This is a genomic window from Pseudoalteromonas shioyasakiensis (genome assembly GCF_022398475.1).
Lineage (GTDB): Bacteria > Pseudomonadota > Gammaproteobacteria > Enterobacterales > Alteromonadaceae > Pseudoalteromonas.
In genome coordinates, this window is sequence record NZ_JAKEVM010000003.1 from 1 (window position 1) to 11,976 (window position 11,976).

General features: G+C 41.1%; 12 protein-coding genes. 1 reads left to right on the forward strand and 11 read right to left on the reverse strand.

Features of this window, described 5'->3' with window-relative positions; genetic code table 11:
• Positions 1 to 50 precede the first annotated feature (50 nt).
• The 11 genes from hemB to L1D51_RS01340 all read right to left on the reverse strand — a co-directional run bounded on the left by hemB (position 51) and on the right by L1D51_RS01340 (position 9,816).
• Positions 51 to 1,061 carry a porphobilinogen synthase gene (gene hemB / locus L1D51_RS01290; protein WP_062566302.1) on the reverse strand — a complete coding sequence of 337 codons (1,011 nt, stop codon included), beginning with the start codon at positions 1,059 to 1,061 and terminating at the stop codon, positions 51 to 53.
• Positions 1,062 to 1,074: 13 nt separating this feature from the next.
• Complete coding sequence (locus L1D51_RS01295; RefSeq protein ID WP_239962254.1) at positions 1,075 to 2,931, reverse strand: sensor domain-containing diguanylate cyclase; 1,857 nt, start codon at positions 2,929 to 2,931, stop codon at positions 1,075 to 1,077.
• A gap of 1 nt (position 2,932) precedes the next feature.
• Positions 2,933 to 3,715: a TatD family hydrolase gene (locus tag L1D51_RS01300; protein WP_054562927.1), complete on the reverse strand. Its 783-nt coding sequence runs from the start codon at positions 3,713 to 3,715 to the stop codon at positions 2,933 to 2,935.
• On the reverse strand, positions 3,715 to 4,254 hold the full coding sequence (locus L1D51_RS01305) for a hypothetical protein (RefSeq protein ID WP_054562926.1): 540 nt from the start codon (positions 4,252 to 4,254) through the stop codon (positions 3,715 to 3,717). The genes L1D51_RS01300 and L1D51_RS01305 overlap by 1 nt, the downstream gene beginning before the upstream one ends.
• Complete coding sequence (gene tatC / locus L1D51_RS01310; RefSeq protein WP_054552341.1) at positions 4,255 to 4,995, reverse strand: twin-arginine translocase subunit TatC; 741 nt, start codon at positions 4,993 to 4,995, stop codon at positions 4,255 to 4,257.
• Positions 4,996 to 5,045: 50 nt separating this feature from the next.
• The gene (gene tatB / locus L1D51_RS01315; protein WP_054562925.1) at positions 5,046 to 5,378 is read right to left on the reverse strand and encodes a Sec-independent protein translocase protein TatB; all 333 of its coding nucleotides are present in this window, start codon (positions 5,376 to 5,378) and stop codon (positions 5,046 to 5,048) included.
• A gap of 5 nt (positions 5,379 to 5,383) precedes the next feature.
• On the reverse strand, positions 5,384 to 5,623 hold the full coding sequence (tatA, locus tag L1D51_RS01320) for a Sec-independent protein translocase subunit TatA (protein ID WP_054562924.1): 240 nt from the start codon (positions 5,621 to 5,623) through the stop codon (positions 5,384 to 5,386).
• 76 nt (positions 5,624 to 5,699) lie between these two features.
• Positions 5,700 to 7,301: a ubiquinone biosynthesis regulatory protein kinase UbiB gene (ubiB, locus tag L1D51_RS01325; RefSeq protein WP_054562923.1), complete on the reverse strand. Its 1,602-nt coding sequence runs from the start codon at positions 7,299 to 7,301 to the stop codon at positions 5,700 to 5,702.
• A 17-nt stretch (positions 7,302 to 7,318) separates the two neighbouring features.
• Complete coding sequence (locus L1D51_RS01330; protein ID WP_058586104.1) at positions 7,319 to 7,924, reverse strand: ubiquinone biosynthesis accessory factor UbiJ; 606 nt, start codon at positions 7,922 to 7,924, stop codon at positions 7,319 to 7,321.
• Between the two features lie 28 nt (positions 7,925 to 7,952).
• Entirely contained in the window at positions 7,953 to 8,708 is a 756-nt protein-coding gene (gene ubiE, locus L1D51_RS01335; protein WP_055020565.1) for a bifunctional demethylmenaquinone methyltransferase/2-methoxy-6-polyprenyl-1,4-benzoquinol methylase UbiE, read from the reverse strand.
• 121 nt (positions 8,709 to 8,829) lie between these two features.
• Positions 8,830 to 9,816 (reverse strand): GGDEF domain-containing protein, encoded by a 987-nt coding sequence (locus L1D51_RS01340; protein WP_239962353.1) that lies wholly within the window; start codon positions 9,814 to 9,816, stop codon positions 8,830 to 8,832.
• Positions 9,817 to 10,175: 359 nt separating this feature from the next.
• Between L1D51_RS01340 and L1D51_RS01345 the strand changes: the two genes are divergently transcribed.
• On the forward strand, positions 10,176 to 11,954 hold the full coding sequence (locus L1D51_RS01345) for a DUF885 domain-containing protein (protein WP_054562920.1): 1,779 nt from the start codon (positions 10,176 to 10,178) through the stop codon (positions 11,952 to 11,954).
• Positions 11,955 to 11,976 lie beyond the last annotated feature (22 nt).

An 11,976-nucleotide genomic window follows, 5' to 3' on the forward strand; every position in this document is an offset into this window, starting at 1 on the left:
ATGTTAATAAAATAGGAATAATTACCAATTTTTAGAACATTTACTTTAGATTAGTTATTTTTTAACCAAATAGCTGCTTGTTTTGCAAAATAAGTCAGGATGCCATCGGCGCCAGCACGTTTAAATGCTAGTAATGATTCCATGATTATTGCTTCTTCTGCAAGCCAGCCGTTATCAATGGCTGCTTTATGCATGGCATATTCACCACTTACTTGGTAAGCAAAAGTGGGTACACCAAACTCATCTTTTACGCGGCGTACTACATCTAAATAAGGCATACCTGGTTTTACCATCACCATGTCTGCACCTTCTTGCAGATCGAGGGCTACTTCACGAATTGCTTCATCAGAGTTCGCAGGGTCCATTTGATAGGTCTTTTTGTCGGCACCTTTTAAGTTGCCTGCAGAACCTACCGCATCACGGAATGGGCCATAATAGCTAGAGGCGTATTTAGCAGAGTAAGCCATGATACGAGTGTGGATATGGCCTTCGGCTTCGAGTGCTTCACGAATTGCACCAATACGTCCATCCATCATGTCTGATGGTGCAACTACATCCGCACCCGCTTCGGCATGCGATAGCGCTTGTTTAACTAAAATTTCAGTTGTGACATCATTAATCACATAACCGTCTTCATCGATAATGCCGTCTTGACCATGAACGGTGAATGGGTCAAGTGCAACATCTGTGATCACACCTAATGTAGGAAAAGCTTCTTTAAGCGCGCGGACAGTGCGTTGTGCTAATGCATCTGGGTTATAGGCTTCTTCAGCAAGTAGAGATTTTTTATCGCTCGGTGTTACCGGGAAAATAGCCACTGCAGGAACACCTAATTCAACAAGCTCTTTTGCTTCTTCAAGTAGTAAATCGATAGAAAGACGCTCAATGCCAGGCATAGACTCAATAGCTTCGCGGCGGTTTTTACCTTCTAACACAAATACAGGAAAAATAAGGTCATTAACAGTTAGTTGGTTTTCAGCCATTAGGCGACGAGAGAAGTCATCACGACGCATGCGGCGCATACGTGTATAAGGGAAAAGGTCGAGTCCTGATTGGGCCATGCTTTGTATACTCCTAGTCTGGTAGAGGATAACTCACTACGCGATTTCGACCTGTTTGCTTGGCATGATATAAGGCTTTGTCGGCATAGTCAGTGAATAAACTTGGGTTATTAATGTCTTCAGCAATTGCGCTGTAAACACCTGCACTCAAAGTAAATTTAATCGTTGTTCCGGCAACTATTATATCAGTATTTTGGGCTGCTTTGCGTATTTGTTCGGCAATTTCTAATGCACCTGTCAGTGGCGTATTAGGCAACAGCACGACAAATTCTTCGCCGCCGTAGCGCGCCACTTCATCGAGAGGTCGTTTCAGGTGCTGTTTAATGACATCGGCAGCTGATTGAATGGTTTGATCACCGGTTAAATGACCGTAGGTGTCATTAATTACTTTGAAATGGTCAATATCTAACATGATGATGGCTAAAGGTGTTTGTTCACGTCGCGAGCGGCGAATATCCATTAGTAGCTTTTTATCGAAGTAACGGCGGTTCTTGGTTTTTGTCAGCGCGTCTTCCATATTGAGTTGTTCAAGCTCTCGGTTTTTCTCTTCAAGCTCGCGTAATGTCACTTGTAACTCAAAGGTACGCTCCTCGATATTCGCTTCAAGGTCTTGGCGAGCTTGTTCTTGCAGTTCAAGGCGCTCGCGCATTAAAGTATCTTTAGCTTTGCTCTCAGCTAAGGCATTTTGTTGTGCTGCAACTTCAGCATCGCGCTGCATCAAAAACAGTTTTATAACTGCATAGCTTAAACTTAAGCTACAAACCAAAAAGCAAATAAAGGTAAGTGACAGCACTCCGATATTTAAATTAAACGGGTTAAATACCCCAAGTGCGCTGTAAATAATGGCGCAGAAGAAAGCGAATAGGGCGATTAGAAAAGCGCTACAAGGCTGTTTATACTCACGGTTAAACTGCTTTAGAGCAATACTTGCAAAGATGATAAGCACCACAGGTAAACTTAATAAGCAAAGTGTAATAGCAATATGAATAGGTAAGAACCACATTGTTACAGTAATAAGTACAACCGCCCACGCTAGCCAATACTGAAAGCGATTTAAGCGAGATTTGGTAAAGCCGAATATATAGCCTTGCAAGGGCACAAATAACGCACCACAGATAAAAAATAGAGTCGGAATAGTTAACTGTTGAAACGATGAACCGCTCGGTTGTAAGTAACGATAACCATAGCCATAAAGGTAGGCTAATGACAACCAAAGTAAGGTAAGTAATAACCCTGTGTAGGCGAAATAGCGGCGTCTAGAGAAGCCATAAAGCACTAAATTAGTGAGTGCGAGAGATAAAATAAAACCGACTAATAAGCCGTATAATAAATTGAACTTACTTTTATGTTTTAGATATTCAGAGGGGCTCCAAAGGCTTAGGGGCACTCTTAAACCACCATTGTTTTTAACTTTGAGGAAGATTTCGGAATGGCTGGCTTTTGGAATAGTTAATGAGGCTAGCAGCGATTCATTTTTAATTTGCCGACTAGCTAAAGGAACGGCGTCACCAATTTTGGTGTTAAATAACACATGCCCACCTTGCAGATGAAAGACGCTTACTTCATCTAGTAAAGGGTTATCTATCGATAATATCAGGGGGACATCATTTAACGATGTGTTTTTTATCGATAGCTTGAGCCACAGAGGCTTTAAAGTCATGCCTAGATTTAAGGTTTCACCTCGGTTTTTCAGCCATTTTACATTAGCATTGCTAAACGCTTGTTGTTGAGTAATAGGATCAAGGGTGTACTCAACATTTAGCGTATGTTGAGACTTAAATTGTGAGCTAACAATAAGTGGGTTAGCCAATGAATAAGGAGTAAATAAAAAAACGAAGAGTACGCCACAAAGTGACCATAGGCGCTTCATCTTAACCCTTTATGGAAAATAATTGTTGAAAGTTTAGTGTAGTTTGTTTTGCCACTTCAGTAAATTCACAGCCTTTTAAATCAGCAATTTGCTGACACACATAAGGAAGGTTCTGAGGTTCATTGCGACGAGACTTCGGTCTTGGTCTAATATTTCTTGGCATTAAAAAAGGCGCATCAGTCTCGATTAACAAGCGATCTAAAGGGATTGATGGCACTAAGGCTTGAAGTTGCTCACCACGGCGTTCATCGCAGACCCAGCCCGTAACACCGATATAAAGCCCCATTGCTAGGTAACTTTGTAGCGCTTTTTCATCCCCCGTAAAGCAGTGCAATACGCCTCGTACTTTGAAGTCACTTAAAATTGCGAGCATATCTTCACTAGCATCTCGCTCATGCAAATACACTGGCATATTCAGCTGCTCAGCTAGCTGCAGTTGGCGTCTAAAAACGCTGCGCTGAACGTCCCGAGGAGAAAAGTCACGATTGTAATCGAGGCCACATTCACCAATAGCAACTACTTCCTGGTTTTGGCTAAGCGTTGTTAAGTGTTCTTCAAGGTGTTCGTCGGCGGTTTTTGCATCATGAGGGTGAACCCCCGCAGTGCAAAATTGCTTAAATTGTTTGGCGAGGTTAAGAGAGGCTTGGCTACTTTGCAGATCGCAGCCGATAAGAAGCAGCTGCGTTACATTTGCCTCAGCGGCACGTTGTAACACAGCTTCATGAATATCATCAAATTGATGATTGCTTAAGTTGACGCCAGCATCAACCAGCGAAATGCTCATTAGTTAGTGCGCTTTACACGAATCGAACGGTTTTGGCCTTCAACTTTTAAAAGGAAAGAATTGAAAACGCCACGTTCAATAACCACAACATCTTGTTTTTTTAGACGTAAGCTATCAGAGCCAACTTGACGCCATTGTTGACCATTATCAAGTTCGATGATGAGTTCACCGTAAGGGGCTTTTTTCACGCTTTTTACACTAGCGCTAATTTGGTCATCGTTTACTTTAGCAACTTCTTTATGCTCTAAACCAAAGTCTTCATTTTTTGTTCTTACGATTTGTTCATTTGTTGCTCCTGCTGCGGCAACAGGTGCTGGGGAAGCAGCTGCAGCTGAGCTTGCAACAGGTTGTTCAATTTGTTTCTTTGTCGCAGGCTTTGATAGTGATTTACCTGCCATCACGTTGTCGTAACAAAGTAAGCGGTTAAAATCATTTTCAACAAAAGTACAGGCTTGCAATGCTTGTAAGTTAACTTCGTTTGCTTGTGCAGTGCCAGTAATCGTTAACAGTGCAACGAATGGAATGAGTTGTTTTTTCATTTATTCCTCTGATTCCTGTTGAGGTTTGGCGGTATAAAATGCAGCCAAAATTAAACCTAATTCAAATAATAACAGCATGGGTAATGCTAGTAATGTTTGTGACAGTACATCAGGAGGTGTTAAAAACATGGCAACCACAAATACACCTACCACGATATAAGGTCGTTTTTCTTTTAAACTTTTCGTTGTTGTTGCGCCACTCCAGCATAACAGCATGATGGCAACAGGTATTTCAAAGGCAATACCAAAAGCAAAAAATAGTTTTAAAGCAAAACTTAAGTAGCTACTAATATCAGGCGCTAATGTCATCATATCAGGGCCAGTGTTAGTGAAAAAACCTAAAATAATAGGTAACACCACAAAGTAGCAAAATGCGATACCACTATAAAATAGCAAAATGCTAGAGGCCAAAATTGGCATTAGCATACGCTTTTCATGTTGATACAAGCCAGGTGCTATAAAACTCCAAACTTGGTGCAGTATCATAGGAATAGCAGCAAATAACGCCACAAATAAGGTGAGTTTAAACGGTGCAAAAAAAGGTGCCGTTACATCCGTTGCGATCATGGTGGCAGTGCTAGGCAAGTTTGCAATAAGTGGTGCTGCAACAAAGCTATATATATCGTTGGCAAAGTACACCAAGGCGATAAATATTAGCAAAATGCTTAACAAAGCTTTCATGAGTCGATTTCGTAACTCAATTAAGTGGCCAACAAAGCCTGTGTGAGCTTGCTCGGTCATAGTTTACTATTCATCATCATTGTTATTGACCACAAAAGCAGAGATTAAATTCACTTTTTTTCGTCATTATTGTTACTTTCTGCTTTTTCAGGCGTGTCTTTTTTGTAACTGTGGGTGACTGACTGAGCAGCCTTTTGAAGTTCGTTTACAGAGTCCTGCAGATCTGGAGATAGTTCTTGCAAGTTTTGTTGCTCTGCTTTTTTTAAGTTTTCGTGAAGCTCATGGATACGGAGTTCTTCGTTCACTTCTGCTTTCACTGAGTTGGCGACTGACTTTAAGGTTTTTACCCAGCGGCTAACCGTGCGAATTGCCACAGGCAAGCGCTCTGGGCCTAATACAATTAGACCCACGATCAGTACGACAACAAGTTCCCACATCCCCATGTTGATTAAGCCTTATGGTCGTCTTTGCTTTTCTCTACGGTTTCTTTGTTTTGCGTGTTAGAAGCTTGTTCTATTTGTTCGCTTTTAGCGCTAGCTTGGTCATCATCAGATACGGCTTTTTTAAAGCCTTTTACTGCGCTACCTAAATCACCGCCGATGCCACGAAGTTTTTTTGTGCCAAATAACAATACGATGATTGCCAAAATAATGATTAATTGCCAAATACTGATACCACCAAAACCCATGGGTTACTCCGTTTTTTCAAATTTATCGAATAGACTTGTCTCGATTATACTCACCAAAACATAAATAGCACTTAGTTTATGCGCTACGCCATGCTGCAATAAAGCCTGCTACAGCAAAGCCTGCGGTAATTGCAGTGGCAACTAAGTCATGCTGCAAATAACATAAGCCTGAAACAATCAAGCAGCTGCCAGCAAAGATGCTGAGTAACAAAGGTTTAGCAGATTGCGGCGCTGGCAATTGTACAGGTTGTTGTTGACGCTTTAAGTTTTGATAAATTAAATCAGGTAATTCAGGCATTTTTTCTGCCCAAAATGGCAAGTTCGCATACATTTTTTTCATTACTGCAAGCGGACCAACTTGTTCTTTGACCCAATCTTCTAGAAAAGGTTTAGCGGTTTTCCATAAATCAAGCTGCGGATACAGTTGTCTGCCAAGGCCTTCAACATACAACAGCGTCTTTTGCAGTAACACTAATTGCGGTTGAACTTGCATATTAAAGCGACGAGCCGTATTAAACAGGTTGACTAACACATGGCCAAACGAGATTTCGGCCAGTGGTTTATTGAAAATTGGCTCACACACAGTACGAATGGCAAACTCAAACTCTTCAATGCTGGTATCGGCGGGTACCCAGCCAGAATCAACGTGTAGTTGTGCTACTTGGCGGTAATCACGGTTAAAAAAGGCAATAAAGTTTTCTGCTAAATAGCGCTTATCTTCACGATTAAGGGTGCCTACAATACCGCAATCAATACCGATATATTTTGGGTTATGAGGGTTTTCGCGAGAAACGAAAATATTACCTGGGTGCATATCAGCGTGGAAGAAACTATCACGGAATACTTGTGTGAAAAATACTTCGACACCGCGCTCAGCTAGCAGCTGCATATTGGTATTTTGTGCCAGCAATGCGTCGGTATCTGATACCGGAATACCGTAAATGCGCTCCATTACTAATACGTTACTGCGGCTGTAATCGCTGTAAACAAAAGGAATGTAGAGCGAATCTGAGTCTTCAAAGTTACGGCGTAGCTGAATCGCATTCGCCCCTTCGCGCATTAGGTCGAGCTCATCGAGCAAGGTTTTTTTGTACTCGTTTACTACCTCAATAGGGCGTAAACGTTTGGCTTCTTTTAATAGCTTAGCAACTAAGCGCGCGACTTTTTGCATTAGCATTAAGTCGGCATCAATTTGCTCTTTAATGTTAGGGCGAATGACTTTAATTACCACATCTTGTGGTGCGCCATGCTCATCAATTAAGGTTGCCGTGTGAACTTGTGCAATCGAGGCTGATGCTAAAGGTGTTTGCGAAAAATCACTAAACAATTCACTAATATCATTAATACCCAGCGCTTTTTCGATAAGCTGCTGGGCAAGTTCACCTTCAAAAGGTTCAACCTGATCTTGTAGTAGTGCAAGCTCTAATGCGACATCATGAGGGAGTAAATCACGGCGTGTTGAAAGCATTTGGCCAAACTTGATCCATACAGGGCCAAGCTCTTGCAGAGCAAGTCGTAAGCGCATACCTGCAGGTTTATCTTTATGTTGGTTACGTAACCAAAATAAGCTGCCACGGGCGAGTTTGGCAAACCAAGGCACTCGTTTACGTGGAATTAATTCGTCTAAGCCATAGCTCAGTAGGGTTTTAGTGATGTAATAAAGACGAGCAGACGACACACAAGTTCCTTAGCGCATTAGCGAGACTGTAACAGCGCGTTAATTCGCATCTCTAATTGAGATACTTGGCTTTTTAATTGGCGGTTTTGCTGTTTAAATTCAGCAAGCTCAAGCGGGTGTATAGTCACTGCTAACTCATCTTGGCAAAGCGTTGTTAAGGTGTTTTCTAACTTACTTTTCGTTTGTGAGCCACGACGTTTTAAAGCTTGAATAGAGAGCCACAACTGTTGCGCTGGGGCATCGCCAATGTACCGAGAAAAATGTTCTGGCCAATCAATATCAAGCTCAGCAAAGGCATTACTGAAACCTTGTGCAAGATTTAAATCGCCTTGTAAGTCGAGCTTATCTTGGCGAATGAGTTGCGTGAGCATTGATGGATCTTTAAGCGCCAACAAGGTGTCGATATCGGCGCTGATCATGCAATCAAAACTACGCTCTTGCGTACTGTATAAGTGAATTTGCTCGTCGCTGTAAACACACAAAATTGACTGTTGCCAATCACGTATCTCAATCAACAGCTGTTTATCAGCAATTGCAGCAAGCTTACCCTTTAACTGAGGGTCTAACTGCAGCAGTTGATTAATGATTCGTTCGACTAGTGATAACAGAGCGTTTGCTAACATCGCGTTACCTACTTAATTTACAGAATTTTTAGTATTTAAAACCACGGTGAAGGGCAACAATACCGCCAGTAAGGTTTTGATAACTGGTTTGTTCAAAACCTGCATCTTCCATCATGCCTTTTAATGTTTCTTGATCTGGATGCATACGGATTGATTCAGCAAGATATTGATAAGACTCGCCATCATTCGCAACCAGCTCACCCATCTTAGGTAAGATATTAAATGAGTAGAAATCGTAGGCTTTGCTTAATATTTCTTGTTCTGGTTTTGAGAACTCAAGCACGAGTAAACGGCCACCAGGCTTAAGAATACGATACATTGAACGCAGAGCTTTATCTTTATCGGTCACGTTACGAAGACCAAAGGCAATCGTAATTAAGTCGAAGCTGTTATCAGGAAATGGTAATGCTTCTGCATTCATTTGAACATATTCGATATTGCCAACACGACCAAGGTTACGAAGTTTCTCACGGCCAACTTTCAGCATTGAAGAGTTAATATCGCCTAAGATAACCTGACCGGTTTCACCCACTAACTGACTAAATTTAGCGGTTAAATCACCTGTACCGCCGGCAAGATCTAATACATAGTGACCTTTGCGAACACCTGAACTTGCAATAGTTTGGCGTTTCCATAAACGATGAATACCGAACGACATAAGATCATTCATTACGTCATACTTTGCAGCGACTGAGTGGAATACATCTGCAACCATTGATGCTTTGTCGTTTTCAGCAACGGTTTTATAGCCAAAATGCGTGGTCTTTTCTTGATTCTCGTTCATGATTAATCTCTATCGTGGCAATAAAGACTAGTGTACTTGATTGTAGCTGTGGGGTGCAATTTGATTATAACTAAATCATCAGATTAGCGTGGCTTTTCATGACTTAGCGCAGTTTTGAACTTTATTGGCCGGCAATAAAACTACTTTGTCCAAGTGACTTGGCTTTAGCGGCAGCTAAAGAGGCTTTACGGGCTAAGCTGTTAAAGCCGCCATCGCCTTCATGTTTAGCGATACCTAGGGCCAGGGTGATAGCAGGAAGTTTGGTGCCATTTTTTGAGCTGACAAAGCGCAGCTTTTCTACGCCATTTCGTACTTTTTCGGCAATTAAGTTTGCAGTTTCAGGCTCTATATCAGCAAGTAAGATGGTAAATTCATCTTTACTCGTGCGCCCAGGTAAACCGCTTTCTTGTACGTATTTTTGCACTTGCTTGGCGACTTTATTTAAAATGACCTCACCAATGACATCGCCATAGTTTTCAATAAAATGGTTTAAGTTCTCAATGTGAATAGAGATAGCACAAACCGCTTTATTTTGGCCAACCCAAAGTTGGGTTTGTTGATTCAAGTAATGGCGCTTATATAAGCCTGTTTGTTGGTCGGTAATGTGTTGTTTGCGTAATTGAGTGAGTTGTTTTTGGGTTTTTTCTTGCAGTGATTTGGCTTTTGCTATTTCTTGCTTAAATTGACGGTGCTGGTTGAGCAGCACTTCTGATTGCTTACTGAGCATTTTTAATGCGTGACGCGTTTGCTCAATATTGTTTTCATCGATTGAATGCACACAGTCACTAACTTGATCTGCAAAGCGCACAATATTTTGTTCGTTATTGCTAGCATTACGTGAAAGAGTGTTAATTACTGAGTCAACGTTGCGAACAATGGCGGTTTTCATTTTATGGCCTTGCTCTATAAAATCGAAATAAAGCTGTTCTACATAGACACAATCGATGGTTTTTCTTTGTGCGATGGCACGGTCAATAGCGGCGTTAAGTTTTGGATTAGACTGGCTGACGTAGGTGTAAACAACTTGGTAGTTAAGTGGTGACGGCGGTAATGCATGATGTTCTAAAAAGATACATACCTTTGTCATTTTTTCTTGAGCAATAGCCATGGGATCATGGAACATCATTTTTCAATACCACTAAATACGCATATCAACCAATTAATCATCTCTTCCGTAAAGTTTATTTGCTTCCAAGCATAAATACTGAGTCTACAGTAATCTGTAATCAGTCTATTTAAAAGCAAAATCGCTAATTTTGGAACTTAAATTTGTTTCGTTTGTGTCTATTAGCTGATTTTCTCAACAACTTTAACAAGTGTAATTAAAAATTGCTTAAACCTTGCTCATTCTTATTTACACAACGCTGTTAATTTGAGCGTATTTAACCTGAGCTTGGTCGCATTTGCTTGGGTTTTAGCCAGTGCTGCGCTACTTTAGCGATACTGATTAAAACTAAAAAGAATGCTATGAAACAAACACTGTCGCGAACTTTAAACCGTTCTGTTATTGCGGTTGCTTTAGCTTGTACTTTAAGCGCTTGCCAAGTAACAAATATTGATGCTGATCAGCAATTTACTCAAGTAGCCGAAAATATTGTTAATTACCGCCAAAGCATCAGCCCATATGGTAAAGAAAATGGCGTTGATGGTTATTTATTAGAAAATCTATCGGCTGAATTTTTAGAACAAAAATACAAGAAGAATACTGAGTTACTTGCCGAGCTAGACGCTATCGACCGTGATAAGTTATCGGAAGAAAACCGCATTAACCTGACTATTTTGCGTGGCCAAGTGCAAAATAGTGTCGATGAATATGTGTTTAATGCGCACTATATGCCGCTGACATCTGAGTATGGCTTCCATTCTAGCCTATCATTTATGATATCAAGCTCAGATTACACAAAACCACAAGATTACCAGCTATATCTTGCTAAATTACAGCAAATTCCCCGCTATTTTTCGCAAAATATCGGCTGGATGCGTAAAGGTCTTGAAGTGGGTTTAACCCAACCAAAGGCTGTTTTAGAAGGCTATCAAGACTCAATCACGGCTTATATTGTTGATGATGCGACACAGTCTGAATTTTACAAACCATTTTTAAATAACACGGCAGGTTTAAGTGATAGCGAGTTTGCAGCGCTACAAAAGCAAGCGCAAACCATTATCAAAGAACAAGTTATTCCGGCATATCAAGGTTACTTAACTTTCTTTAACAATGAGTATCAACCGGGTGCACGTACAGATATTGGTATTTCAAGTACACCGAATGGCAAAGCGTTTTACGAAAATCGCGCTAAGTACTACACCACCACAGATATGACGCCAAAAGAAATCCATGAGCTGGGTTTACAAGAAGTTGCGCGTATTCGTGCAGAAATGGAAAAAATTATTGAGAAAGTAGGCTTTGAAGGCTCGTTTGCTGATTTTGTGCACTTTTTACGTACTGATCCGCAATTTTACGCAAAAACACCAAAAGATTTACTAAAAGAAGCGTCTTACATCGCCAAGAAAATGGATGCGCAGTTACCTAAGTTATTCCACACCTTGCCAAGAATGCCGTACGGTGTTGCGCCAGTGCCAGAGAGTATTGCCCCTAAATATACAACCGGCCGTTACTCAGGTTCTCGCCGTGATGACCAAGCAGGTTATTACTGGGTTAATACTTATGCGCTAGATAAGCGCCCGTTGTATGTTCTTGAAGCATTAACTTTACACGAAGCTGTACCAGGGCATCATTTACAAATCTCGCTAAATGCAGAACTTGAGTCATTACCAAGTTATCGCCGTAATGCATATTTGTCGGCATTTGGTGAAGGTTGGGGCTTATATTCGGAGTTTTTAGGTATCGAGGCGGGCTTTTATCAAGACCCATACAGTGATTTTGGTCGTTTAACCTATGAAATGTGGCGTGCAGCACGTTTAGTAGTTGATACAGGTATGCATATGTATGGCTGGAGCCGCGAACGCGCAATGAAGTTTATGAGCGAAAACACCGCGCTTTCATTACACAACGTGAAGACCGAAACTGACCGTTATATTTCATGGCCTGCACAAGCGTTGTCATACAAAATTGGTGAGCTAACAATTAAACGTTTACGCCACGAAGCTGAGCAAGCACTTGGTCAAGATTTCGATATTCGCGAATTCCACCATCAAATATTACGTCATGGCTCAGTGCCAATGTCAGTGCTTGAAGAGCAAATTCAACTTTATATTAAAGCTGAATTAGCCAAACGAGCAGCATAGCGGCATAAAAGAAACGAAAAGG